General features: G+C 59.6%; 22 protein-coding genes. 14 read left to right on the plus strand and 8 right to left on the minus strand.

Features of this window, described 5'->3' with window-relative positions:
- Nucleotides 1-31 precede the first annotated feature (31 nt).
- Together MPJ51_RS07745 and MPJ51_RS07750 are read right to left on the minus strand one after the other, a co-directional pair.
- The gene (locus MPJ51_RS07745) at nt 32-1,429 is read right to left on the minus strand and encodes an aspartate aminotransferase family protein (protein WP_298384204.1); all 1,398 of its coding nucleotides are present in this window, start codon (nt 1,427-1,429) and stop codon (nt 32-34) included.
- A gap of 75 nt (nt 1,430-1,504) precedes the next feature.
- Nucleotides 1,505-2,176, minus strand: a complete 672-nt coding sequence (locus tag MPJ51_RS07750) for a GntR family transcriptional regulator (protein ID WP_298384207.1) — start codon at nt 2,174-2,176, stop codon at nt 1,505-1,507.
- Nucleotides 2,177-2,328: 152 nt separating this feature from the next.
- Here MPJ51_RS07750 and MPJ51_RS07755 point away from each other — a divergent pair, with 152 nt between their 5' ends.
- From MPJ51_RS07755 to MPJ51_RS07775, 5 genes are all read left to right on the plus strand, one after another.
- Nucleotides 2,329-3,414, plus strand: coding sequence for a polyamine ABC transporter substrate-binding protein (locus MPJ51_RS07755; RefSeq protein WP_298384210.1), 1,086 nt, complete (start codon nt 2,329-2,331; stop codon nt 3,412-3,414).
- A gap of 69 nt (nt 3,415-3,483) precedes the next feature.
- Nucleotides 3,484-4,611: an ABC transporter ATP-binding protein gene (locus MPJ51_RS07760; RefSeq protein WP_298384213.1), complete on the plus strand. Its 1,128-nt coding sequence runs from the start codon at nt 3,484-3,486 to the stop codon at nt 4,609-4,611.
- On the plus strand, nt 4,611-5,501 hold the full coding sequence (locus MPJ51_RS07765; protein WP_298384216.1) for an ABC transporter permease subunit: 891 nt from the start codon (nt 4,611-4,613) through the stop codon (nt 5,499-5,501). Before MPJ51_RS07760 ends, MPJ51_RS07765 begins: the two co-directional genes overlap by 1 nt.
- Entirely contained in the window at nt 5,498-6,316 is an 819-nt protein-coding gene (locus MPJ51_RS07770; RefSeq protein ID WP_298384219.1) for an ABC transporter permease, read from the plus strand. Before MPJ51_RS07765 ends, MPJ51_RS07770 begins: the two co-directional genes overlap by 4 nt.
- On the plus strand, nt 6,313-7,614 hold the full coding sequence (locus MPJ51_RS07775; RefSeq protein ID WP_298384223.1) for an FAD-binding oxidoreductase: 1,302 nt from the start codon (nt 6,313-6,315) through the stop codon (nt 7,612-7,614). Before MPJ51_RS07770 ends, MPJ51_RS07775 begins: the two co-directional genes overlap by 4 nt.
- A gap of 14 nt (nt 7,615-7,628) precedes the next feature.
- Here the strand turns inward: MPJ51_RS07775 and MPJ51_RS07780 are convergent, their stop codons facing one another.
- Genes MPJ51_RS07780 through MPJ51_RS07790 form a run of 3 tightly spaced genes read right to left on the minus strand, consistent with a single transcriptional unit; the run spans nt 7,629 to nt 10,432 of the window.
- On the minus strand, nt 7,629-8,513 hold the full coding sequence (locus MPJ51_RS07780) for an aminoglycoside phosphotransferase family protein (RefSeq protein WP_337959810.1): 885 nt from the start codon (nt 8,511-8,513) through the stop codon (nt 7,629-7,631).
- 38 nt (nt 8,514-8,551) lie between these two features.
- The gene (locus tag MPJ51_RS07785) at nt 8,552-9,217 is read right to left on the minus strand and encodes a flagellar hook capping FlgD N-terminal domain-containing protein (RefSeq protein ID WP_298384226.1); all 666 of its coding nucleotides are present in this window, start codon (nt 9,215-9,217) and stop codon (nt 8,552-8,554) included.
- 3 nt (nt 9,218-9,220) lie between these two features.
- On the minus strand, nt 9,221-10,432 hold the full coding sequence (locus MPJ51_RS07790) for a flagellar hook-length control protein FliK (protein ID WP_298384228.1): 1,212 nt from the start codon (nt 10,430-10,432) through the stop codon (nt 9,221-9,223).
- A 111-nt stretch (nt 10,433-10,543) separates the two neighbouring features.
- On the opposite strand from MPJ51_RS07790, the gene MPJ51_RS07795 reads away from it, so the two are divergent.
- The 6 genes from MPJ51_RS07795 to MPJ51_RS07820 all read left to right on the plus strand — a co-directional run bounded on the left by MPJ51_RS07795 (nt 10,544) and on the right by MPJ51_RS07820 (nt 14,223).
- Nucleotides 10,544-10,819, plus strand: coding sequence for a rod-binding protein (locus MPJ51_RS07795; RefSeq protein WP_298384231.1), 276 nt, complete (start codon nt 10,544-10,546; stop codon nt 10,817-10,819).
- Complete coding sequence (locus tag MPJ51_RS07800; protein WP_298384234.1) at nt 10,809-11,156, plus strand: flagellar biosynthesis protein FlgN; 348 nt, start codon at nt 10,809-10,811, stop codon at nt 11,154-11,156. Before MPJ51_RS07795 ends, MPJ51_RS07800 begins: the two co-directional genes overlap by 11 nt.
- 210 nt (nt 11,157-11,366) lie before the next feature.
- Nucleotides 11,367-12,584: a flagellin gene (locus MPJ51_RS07805; RefSeq protein ID WP_298384237.1), complete on the plus strand. Its 1,218-nt coding sequence runs from the start codon at nt 11,367-11,369 to the stop codon at nt 12,582-12,584.
- A 75-nt stretch (nt 12,585-12,659) separates the two neighbouring features.
- Nucleotides 12,660-13,034, plus strand: coding sequence for a flagellar biosynthesis regulator FlaF (flaF, locus tag MPJ51_RS07810; RefSeq protein WP_298384241.1), 375 nt, complete (start codon nt 12,660-12,662; stop codon nt 13,032-13,034).
- Nucleotides 13,034-13,435, plus strand: a complete 402-nt coding sequence (gene flbT, locus MPJ51_RS07815; RefSeq protein WP_298384244.1) for a flagellar biosynthesis repressor FlbT — start codon at nt 13,034-13,036, stop codon at nt 13,433-13,435. Before flaF ends, flbT begins: the two co-directional genes overlap by 1 nt.
- Nucleotides 13,432-14,223, plus strand: coding sequence for a DUF1217 domain-containing protein (locus MPJ51_RS07820; RefSeq protein ID WP_298384249.1), 792 nt, complete (start codon nt 13,432-13,434; stop codon nt 14,221-14,223). The genes flbT and MPJ51_RS07820 overlap by 4 nt, the downstream gene beginning before the upstream one ends.
- Nucleotides 14,224-14,342: 119 nt before the next feature.
- On the opposite strand, the gene MPJ51_RS07825 is transcribed toward MPJ51_RS07820, so the two are convergent.
- The 3 genes from MPJ51_RS07825 to MPJ51_RS07835 form a co-directional block, all read right to left on the minus strand.
- A complete protein-coding gene (locus tag MPJ51_RS07825) occupies nt 14,343-15,914 on the minus strand; it encodes a DUF427 domain-containing protein (protein ID WP_298384252.1) in 1,572 nt (523 codons plus the stop codon).
- Nucleotides 15,915-16,007: 93 nt separating this feature from the next.
- Nucleotides 16,008-16,709, minus strand: coding sequence for a helix-turn-helix domain-containing protein (locus tag MPJ51_RS07830; protein WP_298384255.1), 702 nt, complete (start codon nt 16,707-16,709; stop codon nt 16,008-16,010).
- Nucleotides 16,681-16,968: a hypothetical protein gene (locus tag MPJ51_RS07835; protein ID WP_298384257.1), complete on the minus strand. Its 288-nt coding sequence runs from the start codon at nt 16,966-16,968 to the stop codon at nt 16,681-16,683. Before MPJ51_RS07835 ends, MPJ51_RS07830 begins: the two co-directional genes overlap by 29 nt.
- Before the next feature lie 176 nt (nt 16,969-17,144).
- Here MPJ51_RS07835 and MPJ51_RS07840 point away from each other — a divergent pair, with 176 nt between their 5' ends.
- The 3 genes from MPJ51_RS07840 to MPJ51_RS07850 all read left to right on the plus strand — a co-directional run.
- Nucleotides 17,145-17,648, plus strand: a complete 504-nt coding sequence (locus tag MPJ51_RS07840) for a hypothetical protein (protein ID WP_298384260.1) — start codon at nt 17,145-17,147, stop codon at nt 17,646-17,648.
- A 118-nt stretch (nt 17,649-17,766) separates the two neighbouring features.
- Entirely contained in the window at nt 17,767-18,384 is a 618-nt protein-coding gene (locus tag MPJ51_RS07845) for a ribonuclease HII (protein WP_298384263.1), read from the plus strand.
- Nucleotides 18,385-18,489: 105 nt separating this feature from the next.
- The coding region (locus MPJ51_RS07850; RefSeq protein ID WP_298384266.1) for a site-specific DNA-methyltransferase at nt 18,490-19,054 on the plus strand (565 nt) is incomplete at its 3' end.

Below are 19,054 nucleotides of genomic sequence, written 5' to 3' on the forward strand. Positions count from 1 at the left end.
CCTGTCGTTCCGGGACCCGAGATCGGGACTTCTATACCGCCGCCTTCATCAGGTCTTTTTCGATCAATTCGGCATGCGCCTCATCCAGAGATTTGTGGATGCGCACGAACATTTCGTCAATCTCGGCGGGGGTCATGACCAGCGGCGGCGCGATAATCAGACGGTCGCCCACATGGCGCATGATCAGATTGTTGGCAAAACAGCGGTCGCGGGCGATATAGCCGACCGTTCCGGCCTCGGACGCGAACTTGGCGCGGCTGGCCTTGTCCGGCGTCAGCGCGATAGAGGCCATCATGCCCGCGATCTTGGCTTCGCCCACCAGTGGGTGATCGACCAGAGCCTCCCATTTCTGTTTCAGATAGGGGGCGGCGACATCGCGGACGTGATCGACGATCTGTTCCTCTTCAAGGATGCGCAGATTCTCCAGCGCCACGGCGGCGGCGACCGGGTGGCCGGAATAGGTGTAACCGTGGTTGAACTCGGTCTTGCCGATGACCTCGGCGACCTCATCACAGACAACCGAGCCGCCAATGGGCGCGTAGCCCGAGCTGAGACCCTTGGCGATGGTCATGATATGCGGCTTGATCCCCACGGTTTGCGAGCCGAACCAGTTGCCGGTGCGACCAAAGCCGCAGATCACCTCATCCGCGATCAGCAGGATATCGTATTTGTCGCAGATGCGCTGGATCTCGGGCCAATAGCTGTCGGGGGCGACGATCACGCCGCCCGCGCCCTGAACGGGTTCAGCGATGAAGGCGGCGACGCGGTCTTCGCCTAGTTCCTGAATGGCCTCTTCCAACTCGCGCGCGCGGGCCAGGCCGAAATCCTCGGGCGACATGTCGCCGCCTTCGGACCACCAGTCCGGCTGGTTGATGTGATGCACGTTCGGGATCGGAATACCGCCCTGCGCGTGCATACCGGACATCCCGCCCAGCGACGCGGACCCCACAGAGGAACCATGATAGGCGTTCTTGCGGCTGATGATGATGTTCTTGTCCGGCTGGCCCTTTTCGGCCCAATAGGTGCGCACCATGCGGATATTGGTGTCGTTCGCCTCGGACCCGCCGGCAGCAAAGAAAACGTGGTTCAGGTCGCCTGGGGCAAGCTCGGCAATCTTGGCGGCCAGCGCGATGGCGGGCACATGGGTGGTTTTGAAGAAGATGTTGTAATAGGGCAGTTCGCGCAACTGGCGGGCGGCGACCTCGGCCAGTTCATTCCGACCATAGCCGATATTGGTACACCAGAGCCCGGACATGGCGTCCAGGATATCCTCGCCCTCACTGTCGGTCAGGTAAATCCCGTTGGCGCGGGTGATGACGCGCACACCTTCCTGTTCCAGTTCGGCATTGGTGGAAAACGGATGCATATGGTGGGCTGCATCCAGCGCCTGCAATTCGGCGGTGGGCATGTGATTGGTGATGACGGACATCTGGCATACTCCTGCAAACGCGATTGCGGCTCAGAATATGATCAAATTATTCGCTGTCAATCGAATCACACCACCTTAGGGGGCAGATGCGGCGCCAACCATCAGTTCCATACCCTGCACAATGTCCTGCGCGGTTGCCTTGGCCACATGCTCGGCATCCTGACGGCGCAGCCCGTCAATGATGTCCTTGTGCCGGTCAGGCAGGCTCTGGGTGCCGAATCGGCCACAGACCACACGCAGGGATGGCCCGAACTTGAGCCACAGCCGTTCCGCGATATCGTCGAGGATCGGTGCATCCGCCTTGGTATACAGAGTTCTGTGAAACCTGTGGTTCAGACGCAGATACCCGCCGACATCACCGTCGGCGATGGTTTGGTCCAGACGCAGGTCAATACGCTCCAGATCATCAACTTCATCAGCGGTCATATTTGTGGTAGCGCGTCTGGAAAGTTCTGATTCAATTGAAATTCTGGCGAAAATCATCTGTTCGACATCCGCATCGGACAGCAGCGGTACACTGACCCGGCGATTGCCTTGAAACACCAGCGCCCCGTCCGAGATCAGGCGTCGGATCGCCTCGCGTACCGGGGTCATGCCCACGCCCAGGGAATCGGTCAGCCCCTGTATCGTGACGGGTTGTCCCGGCACCAGTTCCCCATACAGGATTTGTGATCTCAGCGTCTGGTACACCAGTTCATGCGCGGGGCGCTTTTGATCGTCTTCCCCTGATCCCGACGCCTTATCCATGATCAAATCCAAATGGTTCACCCTCTTTCGCGTATGCCTGACTTGTCCTGTGTCAGACCTCGTGAAACCATACGGCGGATCGGGGGAAAACGCAAAACTTGATCAAATCCAGAAAATCGGGAAGATACCCGTACACTTGCAGGGAGAATAAAATGTCACTCAAAACGCTGACACTCACAGCGACCATCGCATTGGGGACTTCGGCGGCTTTTGCTGAAGAGGTGCGTGTTTACAACTGGTCCGACTATATCGACGAAGAGCTTCTGTCCAAATTCGAGGAAGAGACGGGCCTGACCCTGATCTATGACGTGTTCGACAGCAACGAGGTTCTTGAGACCAAGATGCTGGCGGGCGGTTCGGGCTATGACGTCGTCGTGCCCACCGGCAGTTTCATGAGCCGCCAGATCGAGGCCGGTGCCTTTCAGGAACTGGACGCGGCCAAACTGTCCAATATCGGCAATGCCTGGGATGTCATCGCTGATCGTGTGGCGCGGTTCGACCCCGGCAACAAGCATTCGGTCAACTATATGTGGGGCACGACCGGGCTGGGCGTGAATGTTGGCAAGGTCACGGAAATTCTGGGCGAAGACGCGCCGATCGATTCGATGGAACTGATCTTCAACCCCGAGAACATGGAAAAGCTGGCCGCGTGCGGCGTGTATTTCCTGGACGCCCCGGATGAGATGGTCCCGGCCGCGCTGGTGTACGCGGGCGTCGATCCAAATTCCCATGACAAGGCCGACATCGCCAAGGCCGAGGAAGTGTTCGCCGCCGTCCGGCCCTATGTGAACAAGTTCCACAGCTCGGAATATATCAACGCGCTGGCCAACGGGGATATCTGCGTGGCCGTCGGGTTCTCGGGTGATGTGCTGCAGGCGCGCGACCGCGCGGATGAGGCCGAGAACGGGGTCGAGATCGCCTATAACGCCTTCAAGGAAGGCTCGCAGATGTGGTTCGACCAGATGGCCGTGCCGGTCGATGCGCCGAACCCGGACGGGGCGCATCAGTTCATCAACTTCATGCTGGACGCCAAGAACATGGCCGCCGCGTCGAACTATGTGTATTACGCCAACGGCAACAAAGCCTCGCAAGAGTTCCTTGAGGAAGACGTGATCACCGATCCGGCGATCTACCCGTCGCCCGAGGCGATGGAGAACACCTATATCAAAGGCCCCTATCCGCAAAAGGTTCAGCGTGTCGTGACGCGCATGTGGACCAAGATCAAATCGGGCACCTGATCCGATTTATTTGTGCAAGGCGGCCCGGTCGCCTTGCACCTTTTTCCAGACAGCCGAACGGGGGCCGTTTTGAACTCTGACGTCTTTGCGCCGTGGGATGACCCGCAGGCGAAACCCTTGATCCAGTTCCAGAATGTCACCAAGCGGTTTGGTGACTTTACGGCCATCGACACTCTGTCGCTGGATATTTTCGAGCGGGAATTCTTTGCCCTGCTGGGGCCGTCGGGCTGTGGCAAGACCACCATGATGCGGATGCTGGCGGGGTTCGAAACCCCGACCGAGGGGCATATTCTGCTGGGCGGTCAGGATATCGACCCGATCCCGCCCAACAAGCGGGCGGTGAACATGATGTTTCAGTCCTACGCCCTGTTTCCCCATCTCAGCATCTGGGAGAATATCGCCTTTGGCCTGCGTCGGGACAAAATGCCGAAACCCGATCTTGAGGCCCGGGTCGAAGAGATGTTGCGCCTGACCCGGCTGGAACAATTCGCCCGCCGCAAGCCGCATCAGATCTCGGGCGGTCAGCGTCAGCGCGTGGCCTTGGCCCGCTCGTTGGCCAAGGCGCCGAAACTGCTGTTGCTGGACGAGCCGCTGGGCGCGCTGGACAAGAAGCTGCGGCAGGACACCCAGTTCGAACTGATGGACATTCAGGAAAAGACCGGCACCACATTCGTCATCGTCACCCACGATCAGGAAGAGGCGATGACCGTCGCCAGCCGTGTTGCCGTGATGGATCAGGGCAAGCTGATGCAGGTGGCAACACCGGACAAGATTTATGAGACCCCGAACTCGGTCTATGTGGCCGACTTTATCGGGGATGTGAACATCATTCAGGGGCGGGCGACCGCAAATGGCGGCGAAACCTTTCAGATCGACTGGGCCGAAGGGCAGGCGCCGCTGACGGCGACCTCGGCCAGCGGGATTTCCACCGGTCAGACCTGCCACCTTGCGATCCGGCCCGAGAAAGTGGCGATTTCCGCCGAACGCCCGGCGGATGCGATCAACGCGGTGCAGGGCAAGGTGCTTGACATCGCCTATCTGGGCAACCTGTCCACCTATCATGTCGAGCTGCCCAACGGCACCATCATCAAGGCGCAGACGGCCAACACCCGCCGCATCTCGCGCCGGTCCTTCACATGGGAAGACCCGGTCTGGCTGTCCTGGACAGCGACGGCTGCGGTTCTGCTGGCCGACTGATGCGCCGCGCCCTGCTGATTGCCGTACCCTATGTCTGGCTGCTGGCGCTGTTTCTGGTGCCGTTCTTCATCGTCCTGAAAATCTCGCTGTCGGATTCTGTTCTTGCGATTCCCCCCTATGCGCCGAAGCTGGACCTGTCGCAGGGATGGGCGGGGATCAGGGAGTTCTTTGCTGCGCTGGACCTTGAGAACTTTGTCTGGCTGACCGAGGACGCGCTGTACTGGAAAGCCTACCTGTCCAGCGTCAAGATCGCCCTGATCTCGACCATTCTGACGCTGATCGTGGGCTACCCGATTGCCTATGGCATGGCCCGCGCGCCGGTGGAATGGCGCCCGACGCTGATGATGCTGGTGATCCTGCCCTTCTGGACCTCGTTCCTGATCCGGGTCTATGCGTGGATGGGCATCCTGTCGAACGAAGGGTTTCTGAACCAGTTCCTGCTGTGGACCGGTATCATTGCGGAACCGTTGACCATTCTGAACACGCAAAAAGCGGTCTATATCGGGATCGTCTACACCTATCTGCCCTTCATGATCCTGCCGATCTATTCGGCGCTGGAACGGATGGACGAGTCGCTGATCGAGGCGGCCGAAGATCTGGGCTGTTCCCGGGTGCAGGCGTTCTGGCTGGTGACGATCCCACTGTCCCGTCCGGGCATTATCGCGGGCTGTTTTCTGGTCATGATCCCGGTGATTGGTGAGTTCGTGATCCCCTCGCTTCTGGGCGGATCGGGCACGCTGATGATCGGCAAGGTGCTGTGGGAGGAGTTCTTTGCCAACCGCGACTGGCCGGTGGCCAGCGCCGTGGCGGTGGTTTTGCTGCTGATCCTTGTCATCCCGATCGTGCTGTTCCAGCGCAACCAGCAAAAACAGACGGAGGCCGAGCAATGAACAGGCTCAGCTGGTTCAACGCGGTGTCGCTGACGCTGGGGTTTGCGTTTCTCTACATACCGATGATCATCCTGATCATTTTCAGCTTTAATGAAAGCAAGCTGGTCACCGTTTGGGCCGGGTTTTCCACCAAGTGGTACGGCGAACTGCTCCAAAATGAGGCGTTTCTGGATGCGGCCTGGGTGACGGTGCGGGTTGCCGTGTTCTCGTCAACGCTGGCGACCATTCTGGGCACCGCTGCGGCCTATGTGCTGGTGCGTGGTGGGCGGTTCTTTGGCCGGACGCTGTTTTCGGGGATGATCTATGCACCCTTGGTGATGCCCGAGGTGATCACCGGCCTGTCGCTGCTGCTGTTGTTCATCGGCATCGGACTGGACCGGGGCATCCTGACCATCGTGCTGGCACATACGACCTTTTCGATGTGCTTCGTCTCGGTCGTTGTATCCTCGCGCCTCGTGACTTTCGACCGGTCGTTGGAGGAGGCGGCGCTGGACCTCGGCTGTTCGGCGGCGCAGGCGTTCCGGCTGGTGACCCTGCCGATCATCGCGCCTGCGGTGATTTCGGGTTGGTTGCTGGCCTTCACCCTGTCACTGGACGATCTGGTGATCGCATCCTTCACCTCGGGGCCGTCGGCCACGACCTTGCCGATCAAGATATTCTCGGCGGTGCGGTTGGGTGTCAGCCCGGAGATCAACGCCTTGTCCACGCTGATGATTGCGGTTGTCACAGTGGGGGTCATCACCGCGTCGCTGGTCACCAAACGGGCAATGATGCGGCAGAAACAGGATGAAATGGCCGCCGCGCGCGCGGAATGAGGCGGATTTTCCCCGCCTACGCCTATGGCCCCGAACCACGAGCCGGGTGCTGGTGGGATGAGACCATTGCGGCCCCGGACTGGCCGGTTCTGATCGGCGATCACAATGTTGACGTTGCCATCATCGGCGGCGGCTTTACCGGAATGTCGGCGGCGCTGCATCTGGCACAGGGCGGCGCCTCGGTCGCGGTGCTTGAGGGCGAGACACCCGGTTGGGGCGCTTCGGGTCGCAATGGCGGGTTCTGTTGCCTCGGCGGATCAAAGCTAAGCACCGCGGCCCTGACCCGCCGGTTTGGCAGCGATGCTGCGCAGGCTTATGACCAGGCGGAAGGGGACGCGGTGGCGCTGGTTGCTGATCTGCTGACCCGGTATGAAATCAGTGCGGACACCCACTCCAAAGGCGAAACCCAACTGGCCCATACCCCCCGCGCGATGGAGCGTTTGCGGCGGGCGGCAGATGCGCACGGGACATTGCACGAGCCCGACGATCTACCCGCCCTCGGGTTCGGAGGGGCCTTTCATGGCGGTTATACACAGCCGGTTGGTTTTGGCCTGAACCCGCGCAAATACCTGTTTGGTCTGGCATCCGCCGCGCAGTCCCTTGGCGTGCAGTTGTTCCAGCAAAGCGCGGTCAGGGATGTGACGAAGTCCGGTTCCGGGTTTGATGTGAAAACCCAACGGGGTCGCATCTGCGCCGCGCAGGTTCTGATCTGTACCAATGGCTATTCCAGCGAGGACCTGCCCGATTGGATGGCCGCCCGCTATATGCCCGCGCAATCCACCGTCATGGTCACGCGTCCTCTGCGTGATGCCGAGCTACAGGCGCAAGGCTGGACGACCGATCAGATGTCTTACGACACGCGCAATTTGCTGCATTACTTCCGCCTGATGCCGGATCGACGGTTCCTGTTCGGTATGCGCGGGGGATTGTTTGCGTCCGCCTCGGCTGAGGCCAAAATACGGCGCAAGCTGGTCCGGGATTTTCACCGCATGTTCCCGGCTTGGGGTGGTGTTGAGATCACCCATATCTGGTCGGGAATGGTGTGTCTGTCCCGAGGGTTGACGCCGTTCGCTGGTCCGGTGCCCGCCCAGCCGGGCATGTTCGCGGGCTTTGCCTATCACGGCAACGGCGTCGCGATGGGGAGCTATTGCGGTCGGGCGCTGGCGCGGATGGCGCTGGGCCAGTCGTCGGGCCTGCCGCTGCCGATCTCCAGCGAGCCCAACCGGTTTCCCTTGGGTCGATGGCGCCGGGTGGTGATGCCCCCGGCCTATGCCCTTTTGGCATTGGCTGATCTGTAAGGCCCGTTACCAGATTAAAGCGCGGCGAGTTCCAATTCCAACCCGGTCAGATAGTCCGGGGACCCGTTTTCGGCGCGCCAAAGGCAATAGGCTGCCATACGCCACGCATACCAGGGTTTCAGCATCTGATACCGGTCGACGGTGTCTGCATCATCATAGGCCACCAGAAATGCGGCCTCTTCATCCGTGGACAACGGTTCCGAGCGGTACAGATGCTGCATGGCGGGGGACAGGAACATGGCAAGATCTTCGCACGGGTCTCCCATGACCGGACATTGCCAGTCGATCAACGTCAGGCCCGTTTCGTCCTCAAGAATATTGCCCGGCACCGGATCGCCGTGCACAAGACAGGTCTTTGATGACGGTGCGACGGTACTTTGGGGCTGCATCGCCGCCAAGGCGTCGCGCCTGTCGGACTGGCACCCGGCCAGAATACGCGCGCCATGTCGGGCCAGATCGGCGCTGCCATTACACCCGGGAGGCACCGAAACCTCGGCGGGAACGCCATGCAGTTTGCGCAGAAGCCGCCCGACCTTGTCCGCCCCCTGCCGCCACGGCGCACCGGGCGCGTGGTCGTAGAGTACCCAGCGATCCCCTTCGAATGCCCCCGTTGCCCGCAGGTTGGGCACAAATCCGGTGCTTTGCAGGGCACGCAGACATGCCGCCTCATGCCCTGCATCATTGCCGAAAAGCGGGTTCCTCAGCGTCGTGCGATACAGTTTCAGCACCGAATCGCAGTGGCCTCCCTGCACTTTCCAGACCTGGTTCGTGCGCCCTCCATACAGGGTCTCGAACCGGGCACCCGGTTCAACAAGCCCCTGTTCACCCAGTTGGGCGACAAGATCGAATGGTGGCGGGGCGTGATCGGTCAGAGGGGCACCCAGTATCTTCAGGCGAATCGCGGTTGGCCAAGCTTTGGACCGCGCGGCCTGTCAGATCAAGCTCCTGCGCGGACCCCGCTGACATCATCGGTCAGAATCTCGGCCCCGCTATCCAGTGTCAGAACAATTGCGCCGCCGTTGATCTGAGCCTCGACCACCGTGCTATAGGTCGAGGCCGGTGTCTGGGACACCAGTTCTTCCCCCTGATAGCTTTCCAAACTGGCCGAATACGCCCCGGCGGGCATCGGGTTGCCTGCATCATCCACCCCGGCCCAGGTGAACTCATTCGTACCGACCGATACCGAAATCCGGTCGACAACCTCGCCATTGGCGTTTCGGATGACCATCACCGCACTGTCCGCATTCGGATCGCCATTGGCCGAAAGCGTGACCGGCGTGCTGTCGAACTGGAACGCGGCGGTGGTCTGGACGTCCATACCAACCCAACTGGCCAGTTGATCCAGATTGCTGCCACCAAATGCGGCGGTCAGTTCGGACAGCAGATCATTGGTCTGTACCTGCTGTTCGACCATCGAGAACTGTGCCAGCTGGGCCGCATATTCCGAAGAATCGATCGGCTCCAACGGGTCCTGATTCTGAGCCTGTGTCGTGAGCAGCAGCAGGAAAGTTTCGAAATCCGAGGTCAGCGCAGCGGTGCCAGAGCCGCTGTCGGATTGGGTCGTTGCACTGGTCTGGGGCGTGGAACTGATTGCAGAGATCATGGGTCAAAGCCTCATATCAAGGCCCTGAACAAGGCCGGTTGGAATGGGATGAGCGGCGGGTTCGGGCTGCGGGTCGTCGACGTCATAAGCCGTTTGAGGGTTGTCGTTTTCACGGTCCTGCGGCGTATCTGCCGATGTCCCGAGGTCAAAGGACAGATCACCATAGCCAAGTTTCTGGAATTCTTCGGTCAACACCGCGATATGCCGTCGCATAAGGTCCAGCGTTTCGGGTCGTTCGGCGGCGATGGTCAGGTGCAACCCGTCCTCGCGGCCGTTCAGGGTGATCGACACGCGGCCCAGTTCTTCGGGGCTCAGCGCGATTTCCACCCCACCAGAGCCCGGCTTTGCGGCAATGACAGCAGCCATCTGCCCGGCGACGGCGCGGGCGATGTCCGCCCGAGCAGGCCCGGTTGTCTGAGGGGCTGCCCCTTCCCTTACCGTGCCGAAAGTCGAGTCAGTCTTGGTGACTGTGATCCCTTCGCCTTCCTCCAATGATTCGGGCGCAAGATCAGCAGGGTTCACCTCAACCGGCCCGGCGGGTTGAGGTTGATTAACCACCAATGGCGCGCGTTTCACCTCGGTCTTCGGAACAGTAATCGGAGCCTTCTCGACCACTGCGGACACCGTGGTTGGCTCGGCATGCGTTTGGGAAGGTTTGACCGTTTGCTCGACCGTCTTTTCCGGCGCGGCGACAGAGGCCCGCATGATGATCGCCTGCTCGGCGATCTGGCTTGCAGGCGCATGTTGCGGTGTTCTGGCGGGTTGGTCTCGTGCCGTTTCCGGCTGTGCCTGAATATCCATCCGCAGAAGTGGCTTTGCATCCGGCAAGGAAGGCGTCGTTTTATCGCCAACCATCGGCTGTGCCAGCGCTTTTTCCCCTAGCGTGACCCTATCCGGCTGCGACACTTGTCTAGGTGTCTCAGGGTTAGTGGCAATCAATTCGACAGATGGTTCTCGATCTTTCGGAGGCGTGTTCTCAATCGTCGGCAGTGTCGGCTGAGCCACCTCAGATTCCGGTTCGACCGAATCGGTTTTGACATCCAGAGCCACGGTTGCATCGACTGCGGCGGGCTCCTCTGTCTTCTCAGGGATCGCGCCCTTCAGGATATCTTCAAAGGTCGCCCCTCCTTCGGGGTCCTGCGCATGGCGCGGCTGTTTCTCGGGCTTTGCTTCTGCCTGCGGCGCGGCAGTTGTCAGTATCAGCGGGTTGGGCATTTTGCTCCGGCTCCGTTTGTCTGACCCGAAATCTGCCCGCAGGAAGTTACGTTTATTTTAACTGCTTTCCTCTTTGATCATGAAAGTTCGAAGCAATTTTCGGAGAACCCGATGAAGATTTCCGCCACCACACCCACCGCCCCTCTGTCCTCGGCAGATACACAACTGAAAGCCGCCGCGGTCGAGCTTGAGGCGACGTTTCTGGCCGAAATGCTGAAATCCGCCGGGCTGGGCAAGGCGCGCAATTCCTTTGGGGGTGGCGCGGGTGAAGATCAGTTCGCCTCGATTCTGGTGCAGCATCAGGCGCGGCAGCTTGCGCAATCCGGCGGCATCGGCCTGTCCGAAACCCTGTTTACTGCAATGACGGAGAAAACCCATGCAGAATGATCTGATCAAAGCGCTGGAAGAGGTTCTGGATCTGGAACGCGCAGCGCTGGTCGAAGGTGATCTGGATCGCCTTGGCAATACCGCGCCGGAAAAGGAAAAACTGATCGGTGCGATCAACGAACTTCAGGTGCTGGACAGTCAGGACCTGATCCGGGTGCAGCAGAAGGTCGAGCGCAATCAGACCCTGCTCAACAGCGCAGCCGACGGGATTCGCGCGGTGGCTAACCGCATGTCCGAACTGCGCCGCGTTCGGCAGGAATTCAGCACCTATGACGCTGCCGGTCAGCGAAACGGGTTTGCGGTGCGCGGCAAGGCCAAGCTGGAAAAACGCGCCTGATGTCGCCGGTTGAATCAAATGCGATCTTTCCGGTTGGGGCGTCTTAGCACTCCGTTAGGAGATGGCGGTCAAAGGTAGCCCTGCACTTGGAAAACGGGTGGCGCGCTGACCGTCAGGTACAACGCAGATGTCAGAACGACAGAATGCCTGTCCGTCGGGCGGGACCAACATGGGCGTCAAACGCGCCCGAACTCAAGAAGGATGACATAAATGTCCAGCATTCTGACAAACAATGGCGCAATGGTTGCGCTGCAGACCCTGAAATCGGTCAACAAAAACCTCGAGATGACCCAGAACGCGATCTCGACTGGTAAGGACGTCGCCACGGCCAAGGACAATTCGGCCGTTTGGGCGATTTCCAAGGTGATGGAATCCGATGTGCAGGGGTTCAACGCCATCAAGGACAGCCTGGCACTGGGTGAATCGACGGTTGCGGTGGCGCGGAACGCGTCCGAGACCGTGACTGACCTGCTGACTCAGATGAAAGAAAAAATCGTTGCCGCGCAGGAAGACAACGTTGATCGGGGTAAGATCAATGACGATGTAAGCGCGCTGAAGGACCAGATTGAATCGGTTGTAGGTGCAGCGCAGTTCAACGGTCTCAATCTGGTCAATGGTGGCTCTGGGGCAACCGTTCTGTCGTCACTGGATCGTGACAACAACGGGAACGTGACTGCATCCTCCATCAACGTATCGGCCCAGAACCTGTCGACCGGTGGTTACACTGCCGCAGATGTTTTCACGGGTACTGACGGCGTAACGGCAGACGTTGCTGATGCGTTTGGCTTCTCCCTCGACGGGAATGGCGGTAGCGATGACGTCGGAAGTATTGTGATTGCCGATCCGGGGACTCTGGCTGCAGGCGATACCTTCAGCATCCGGCTGGGTGACGAAGAGGTGTCGTACACTGTGCGAGCGGAAGACATCGCCGGTAGCAATGCGCCCGAAGAAATCATTGCCGCCGGTTTGAAAACCGCTATCGAGGCTTCGGATGCCAATGTGTCGGTGGTTTATGATCCGGGCACAAACGCTGCGCAGCTCGACATTACCAATGAAGGGTCGGACTCGCTGCAAATCAGCGGACAGTTCGCAAATGCGAACTCTGGTGGCTTGGGAGCCTTGGCGTCGATTGACGTTTCGACCGATGCGGGCGCCGCAGCTGCGCTTGGCGCCATCGAAGGGCTGATTGATACCGCCATTGACGCATCGGCTGCCTTTGGTTCGGCGCAGGGCCGGATTGAGACCCAGAAGGATTTCATTTCGAACCTGACCGACTCGTTCAAATCCGGCATCGGCTCGCTGGTGGATGCGGATATGGAAGAGACCTCGGCCCGTTTGCAGGCGCTGCAGGTTCAGCAGCAGCTGGCCACCCAGTCGCTGTCGATCGCCAACCAGGCGCCGCAGTCGATCCTGTCGCTGTTCCGGTAAATCTGAAACCCGACCGGGGCGCGGTTTTCGCGCCCCGGTCCTGACCGCCCAGTGACGACCTTGGAAGGATTACAAGTGACACCGCAAACGCTTGCCCAACGCGCCTATGCGCAAACCGCCGCGCCGACCCGCACTCCGCGTGACACGGAATACGAAGCGATCTCGAAAATTACACGCCGTCTCAAGGCGGCGGCGGCCCGGAAATCCACGGATTTTGCGGCGTTTGTTCAGGCTTTGCATGAAAACCGGCGCTTGTGGAGCGTGCTGGCAACCGGTGTGACGGATTCGGATAACGCGTTGCCGAATGAATTGCGGGCGCGGATTTTCTATCTGGCGGAATTCACCGAATTGCACAGCAGTCAGGTTCTTGGCAACAACGCCACAGTTGAGCCCCTGCTCGATATCAACACGGCGGTTCTGCGCGGTTTGCGCCAGATGAGGGCCACCTGATGAGCGGCTTGGTTCTGAAACTTGCACCCAAGGAGCGGGTGCTGATCAACGGCGTGGTGATCGAAAACGGAGATCGCCGCAGCCGGTTTTCAATCATGACACCAGAAGCCAACGTGTTACGCCTGCGTGACGCGATCCATCCGGAAGAAGTCAATACCCCGGTTCGCCGTGTCTGTTATGCCGCTCAGTTGGTGTTGTCAGGCGATACCGATCCAGACAATGCACGTCAGCAGTTGCTGCGCCGGGTTGAGGAACTGAGTCAGGTCTTCACCGATCCTGACAGCCGACGTGTTCTGACTGAAGCAACCGAAGCTCTGGTGGCTGAACAGTATTACAAATGCCTCAAATCCCTGCGATCCTTGTTGCCGCGTGAGGAACGTCTGATGGCGTATCGGCAATGACCTATCAGCCGGTCATACCAACCGGCGGGGTGGCTGGCTGGCGGTTCTTGCAGCGCACTTATGACACCCAGTTGGAAAGCTTTTCCACGTCCAATGTCAATCAACGGGAAACGCAGTATTTTCTGGACAATATTGGCAAGGTGGACAGTGCCGAGGATCTGGTCTCGGACAGGCGGCTCTTGCAGGTTGCGTTGGGGGCCTTTGGTCTGGAGGAGGATATCAACAACCGCTACTTCATCCAAAAGATACTGTCTGACGGAACCCAGGCTGACGATGCGCTGGCCAACCGGTTGGCCGACAGCCGGTATAGCGCCTTCGCGGATGCGTTTGGATTCGGTCCGGGGGATACGCCCAAAACCGGATCGTCTGCCGAAATGGAGAAGATCGTGCAGGACAACCTTGTTGCCGGGTTTGAAATCGCCGTGGGCGAAAGCGACGACTCCATGCGCATTGCTCTTTATACCCAACATACGCTGAGCGAACTTGCGGCAGGGGACGGGACTGAGGATGCCAAGTGGTTTGAGCTGATGAGCCTGCCACCGCTGCGCAGTATGATGGAAACAGCACTGGGTCTGCCTTCATCCTTTGCCCAACTGGATATCGACAAACAGTTGGAGGTTTTCAAGGACAAGCTGTCCCGCGCGACCGGCTCGGGTGATCTTTCACAGTTCACCGACCCGGAAGCGGTCGCGGATTTGACGGATCGATATTTGGCCCGCGACCAGATCAATCAGCTTCAGAGCACGATCTCCCCTGCGCAGACAGCATTGATCCTGCTGGGCGGGTAACCGCGTTGTGCGGCGGTCTGGTTGATGTCTTTAGCGATGCTTCCCCATGGTTCAACCGGGCCAAGGATATGGCCTGCGCCGGAACCTCGCCAGAACCGGGTCAAAGGTTCCAGACCGGCTCAGGCGTCCAGGGCTGCATCCGCCGCTGTCCGCAGTGCGAAGCATGTCAGCGGGTTGGAGACGTTGCGCAGTTTGACAGGACCTAACGGCACAGTGTTTTCGCAGGCCGGTTCGATATCTTCGGACACGGCGATCCGATACCCGGTGGATTTGCTGTATTCCCCCAGACGCGCCGCGATATTGGCGGCCTGTCCGATCACCGTGAAATCCAGCCGCTCACGCGAGCCGACATTGCCATAGGTCACCCGGCCATAGGCCAGCCCGATCGAGCAATCGCAGTGGTGATCCAGCCCGGACTGGCGCAGCTCGGCCAGACGCTCGACAATCTCAATCGCAGTGCGTTGCGCGTTCCAGCGGGCCTTTGTGGCGTCATCACCGGCCGGAAAGACCGCCAGAACAGCGTCGCCGATGAATTTCAGAACCTCTCCGTCATTGTCATGGACGATGCCCGACACCGTTTCGAAAAAGGCGTTCAGGACGTTGATGTATTCTCCGCGACCCAGTTGTTCCTCTAACGCGGTTGAATTGCGCAGATCGCAGAACATGATCGCGGCATCAATATCGTCCCCATCGCCGCGTCGGATCTCACCGCCCAGAACGCGTGCGCCGGAACGTTTGCCAACGTAGGTCTCTAGCAAAACCTGCGCGTTTTCGCGCTGCATGAAGACCTCATAGAACCGGGCGATCACGGCGGAACATTCAAAGACCAATCCCAGATTTTCTGTGGTGAATCCATCGGGGTGATCACAGGTCAGCGTCAAAACGTTGGTGCGCCCATCTGAGAACCGCAGCGGCATGGCGACGTAGTCGGTGGCGCCTTTGGCCCGCAACTCCCCCATGATGGGAAAGCTGTTATGAGGGTTGTCGTCGTTCAGCCGTTGCCGCACGCCGCCCAGCCCGTTTGAGACATGGCGCAGCGGGCTGTTGATAAAGGCCGGGTGGTCGTAGATTTCATAGGTTGGCGCGTGGGTCGAAATCTCGGCAGCGCCCTTTTCCCAGATGTAATGCTTGCCCGCGATCAAAGGATGCAGCGACCAGGCCAGAATGCTGAGGCGCTGAATGGCGATGCCGTGTTCCAGCATCTTTTCCGCCAGCGCCTTGGTGAACGCTTCGGGCGTCTGAGAGTCCGAGGCGCCGCGCATCAACCAGTCGATCAGAGGGCCGCTGATATTGCCGTCATCGGGATCGCGCAGTTGATTGTCACCCAGATCGGTATGGGTGAAGGCGCCGGGCATGAACCCGATATGACCCTGAATGGCGGCGCTTTCGGGCAGGGCGTCCTGATAGGCCCAGATCGAATTGGCCAGCCGTTCGCCGGGCAGGTCGATGTCGTGATAGGTGGCCGTGCCCTTGAAGGGGCAGAAGGTCTGCAAATCCGTTTCGGGGCCAAGATCAACGCAAACATCCGCGCGCGGCACGTAGATCGTGGGCGGCAGGCGCGTCTCATACATGACCTTGGCGTTTTCGCTTTCCGCCAGCAGGATGTCGCCACGAAAGATCGCGATGCGGCCTGTCAGCCGCTCGACCGAGATTCCGTAGCCTTTCAGATCAGGTGTGGCATGGATATTCATGGGCCGCCTCCCGTGCCAAGGGTCCTTATAGGATGGGCCCTGATGGGAAATTTTCCAAGCCCCCCGCCGCGCAAAATTGCGCGAGGGTGCGGGTCAGATCATCTGAATCACGTCTTTTTCGATGGACAGCATATAACCCTTTTTGGCGATGTTCTTGACCAACAGCTCGCTGACCATCTGGTTGCCCAAAGCGTCCCGCAGGCGTTTGATCCGCGTTGCTCCGGCGGCCTCGTCACAATCGGCGGCGTCGCGGCCGGAAATCATCGCCTCGATCTGCGCGCCCGACAGCACCTCGTCATCCAGACGGGATTCGGCCAGAATCGACAGGGTTTCAATCGCCGCCGGGGTCAGTTTGAAATCCATGTTGTTGAGGTAAACGGTATTCTCCTCGCGGCTGATCAGCAGCGAGGTCACCTGAATCCCCGTCCGCTCAATCTGCGCCATACGGCGGTTCAACATCACCAGCATCACCAAAAACACCAGCGCGGCGACCAGCATGGCGCTGGCAAAAACCAGCAGCACGAAGATGACCATGCGATAGCTGGACAGCGTGTCGGCAAAGGCGGTGCCGGACTGGGCCAGAATCTCCAACAGGCGGATTTCGGTTTGCGAGGTCAGGTCAGCCTCGACAAACAGCCGCTCGACCCGGGCGTTGAAAGCGTTGGCGTCGGGCAGGGTCCAGAACAGAAAGGCAGCGGCGGTGACCAGAATGGCCACAATCACGGCGATCCCCGCACCGACCAGTCGCACCCCGGACCGGCGGGCTTCAGAAACGGAGATAGAATTTTCCGGCATTGGCCTTCCTTTTACCCAACCCTTCCGGTCCGAACACGGACATCACGTTCAGCAAGGTCCAGCCCGAGGCCCGCAGGCGCTGGGCGACCTCTTGGCTGGCCGCCCCCTTATTGCAGTTCGACACCTGCATGACGCCGTAATGCAGGCGCAGCGGGTTGTCCTGCTTGGCCTTGTAATCGGCATAGCAATCCGCTGCCGACGCGGCCGAGCTGACCGATATCAGGCCCGCAATGGCCAGAGAAGAGAGGATCTGTTTCATAGGCCGCATCCTGCGCATGGCTGGCGCCGATATTCAATAACTTAAGGGGTCCGGGCCACCTGATATTCGATAACAAGGGCGCGTTATTGCTTGTCTGAGGGGGGTGGCCCCAGGTTGAGGGCATCACTTTTGCGGTTCCTCGCTGGATCGCCGCTCCATAGGAAAGGACAAACCTCATGCACCGGAAATTCATTGCCCTGATCGTTGCCACCGCCGTCGCCGTAACCGGCATCTCGACCACACAGGCCCGTGCGGCGGATACCGGGGATATTCTGGGCGGGCTGGCTGCGATTGCGATCATTGGCGCGGCGGTCAATCATTATAACAAGGAAAAGCGCAAGGATCGTGTGACCCGTCATCAGAATCATATCCATGCGCGGCCCAAACCCCATCGCCCCCACAAGCCGCATGTGTATCAACCGCACGGTCATAAGCCGCATGTCCGTCCGCTGCCGCCGCATGTGGCGCGCTACAACCTGCCGCATAAATGCCTGCGCACCTTTGACGCCTATTCCCCGCGTCACCAACTGCTGGCGCCGAAATGCCTGAAGAAGCATTACAAACATGCCAACAGCCTGCCCCATCAATGCAAGGTCGGTTTCTGGAACGGCAAAAAGGTCAAGCGGGCCTATGAACCCGCCTGCCTGCGCCAGCAAGGATACCGCGTGGTTTACCAGTAATCGGATGTCGAGCAGGAGCAGCGCCAGCAGAAGCGCTGCGCCGGAGAGGGGGTGCCGTGTGCCACCCCCTCTCTCTTTTTGTCTTGCGGTAGGGGGCGAAACGCGGTTTGCCATGGGCATGACAAAACCGGATTTTGAACTGGAACAGGCTTTGATGGCGCGCGGTCATGTCAGGATCGCAGGCGTGGATGAGGTCGGGCGCGGGCCGCTGGCCGGGCCTGTGGTGGCCGCTGCGGTGATCCTGAACCCTGCGGATATCCCCGAGGGGCTGAATGATTCCAAGAAACTGTCGCTGAAACGGCGCACCGCGTTAGAGGCCGCCTTGCGCGACCGGGCTGAGATTGCGGTGGCCGAGGCTTCGGTTGCCGAGATTGACGAACACAACATCCTGCGCGCCTCGCATCTGGCGATGATCCGCGCGGTTCAGGCGCTGGACCCCGCGCCCGATTACCTTCTGATCGACGGGAACATGATTCCGCGCGGTCTGGAAATTCCGGCGCAGGCGGTGGTCAAGGGCGACGGGCGTTCGGTGTCAATCGCGGCTGCTTCGATCATTGCCAAAAACTGGCGCGATCGGTTGATGGTGGATTTGGCGCAACAGCATCCCGGCTATGGGTGGGAGGGAAACGCAGGTTATCCGACCAAACAGCATCGCGAGGCGCTGCAAAATCTCGGTGTGACCCCACACCATAGACGTTCGTTTAAAACGGTCCACAATATCTTGTATCAAGAGTAAATCGTAAGTTGCTGATTCAAAAAAGAATTTGACGGCGAATCATCTTTGACTCATCCTTGTCTCAACCAAATGAGCGCAAAAGCGCCGTGGAACTGAGGCAGTATAATGACCACAATCAAGACAAAGGGCGCAGCCGCGCTCCCTTTAAACACGATCCTGTCCGGGGACTGCATCGAGGTGATGAACAGTCTGCCCGAGGCGTCCGTGGACCTGATCTTTGCAGACCCGCCCTATAATTTGCAGCTGAAAGGCCAGTTGCATCGCCCGGATAACTCTCAGGTGGATGCGGTCAACGATCATTGGGATCAGTTCTCCAGCTTTGGGGCCTATGACCAGTTCACCCGCGACTGGCTGAAGGCGGCGCATCGGTTGTTGAAACCCAATGGTGCGATCTGGGTGATTGGGTCCTATCATAACATCTTCCGCGTGGGCTCGGCCCTGCAGGATGCGGGATACTGGATTCTGAACGATGTGGTCTGGCGCAAGTCGAACCCGATGCCGAATTTCCGGGGCAAGCGGTTTACCAACGCGCATGAGACGATGATCTGGGCCAGCAAACGCGAAGGGGCGAAATATACCTTCAACTATGAGGCTCTGAAGGCGCTGAACGAAGGTGTGCAGATGCGCAGCGACTGGGTGCTGCCGATCTGTACCGGCCATGAACGTCTGA

The organism is Ruegeria sp., assembly GCF_028066395.1.
In the GTDB taxonomy this organism is placed as follows: domain Bacteria; phylum Pseudomonadota; class Alphaproteobacteria; order Rhodobacterales; family Rhodobacteraceae; genus Ruegeria.

What these genes read in the sequence shown, in the direction of transcription:
- MPJ51_RS07770 (WP_298384219.1), top strand. Translation starts at nt 5,498, where the DNA reads ATGAACAGGCTCAGCTGGTTCAACGCGGTGTCGCTGACGCTGGGGTTT.
- MPJ51_RS07755 (WP_298384210.1), top strand. Translation starts at nt 2,329, where the DNA reads ATGTCACTCAAAACGCTGACACTCACAGCGACCATCGCATTGGGGACT.
- MPJ51_RS07765 (WP_298384216.1), top strand. Translation starts at nt 4,611, where the DNA reads ATGCGCCGCGCCCTGCTGATTGCCGTACCCTATGTCTGGCTGCTGGCG.
- MPJ51_RS07835 (WP_298384257.1), bottom strand. Translation starts at nt 16,968, where the DNA reads ATGAAACAGATCCTCTCTTCTCTGGCCATTGCGGGCCTGATATCGGTC.
- MPJ51_RS07845 (WP_298384263.1), top strand. Translation starts at nt 17,767, where the DNA reads ATGACAAAACCGGATTTTGAACTGGAACAGGCTTTGATGGCGCGCGGT.
- MPJ51_RS07825 (WP_298384252.1), bottom strand. Translation starts at nt 15,914, where the DNA reads ATGAATATCCATGCCACACCTGATCTGAAAGGCTACGGAATCTCGGTC.
- MPJ51_RS07805 (WP_298384237.1), top strand. Translation starts at nt 11,367, where the DNA reads ATGTCCAGCATTCTGACAAACAATGGCGCAATGGTTGCGCTGCAGACC.
- MPJ51_RS07790 (WP_298384228.1), bottom strand. Translation starts at nt 10,432, where the DNA reads ATGCCCAACCCGCTGATACTGACAACTGCCGCGCCGCAGGCAGAAGCA.
- MPJ51_RS07775 (WP_298384223.1), top strand. Translation starts at nt 6,313, where the DNA reads ATGAGGCGGATTTTCCCCGCCTACGCCTATGGCCCCGAACCACGAGCC.
- MPJ51_RS07750 (WP_298384207.1), bottom strand. Translation starts at nt 2,176, where the DNA reads ATGGATAAGGCGTCGGGATCAGGGGAAGACGATCAAAAGCGCCCCGCG.
- MPJ51_RS07745 (WP_298384204.1), bottom strand. Translation starts at nt 1,429, where the DNA reads ATGTCCGTCATCACCAATCACATGCCCACCGCCGAATTGCAGGCGCTG.
- MPJ51_RS07785 (WP_298384226.1), bottom strand. Translation starts at nt 9,217, where the DNA reads ATGATCTCTGCAATCAGTTCCACGCCCCAGACCAGTGCAACGACCCAA.
- MPJ51_RS07830 (WP_298384255.1), bottom strand. Translation starts at nt 16,709, where the DNA reads ATGCCGGAAAATTCTATCTCCGTTTCTGAAGCCCGCCGGTCCGGGGTG.
- flbT (WP_298384244.1), top strand. Translation starts at nt 13,034, where the DNA reads ATGAGCGGCTTGGTTCTGAAACTTGCACCCAAGGAGCGGGTGCTGATC.
- MPJ51_RS07800 (WP_298384234.1), top strand. Translation starts at nt 10,809, where the DNA reads ATGCAGAATGATCTGATCAAAGCGCTGGAAGAGGTTCTGGATCTGGAA.
- MPJ51_RS07795 (WP_298384231.1), top strand. Translation starts at nt 10,544, where the DNA reads ATGAAGATTTCCGCCACCACACCCACCGCCCCTCTGTCCTCGGCAGAT.
- MPJ51_RS07840 (WP_298384260.1), top strand. Translation starts at nt 17,145, where the DNA reads ATGCACCGGAAATTCATTGCCCTGATCGTTGCCACCGCCGTCGCCGTA.
- MPJ51_RS07820 (WP_298384249.1), top strand. Translation starts at nt 13,432, where the DNA reads ATGACCTATCAGCCGGTCATACCAACCGGCGGGGTGGCTGGCTGGCGG.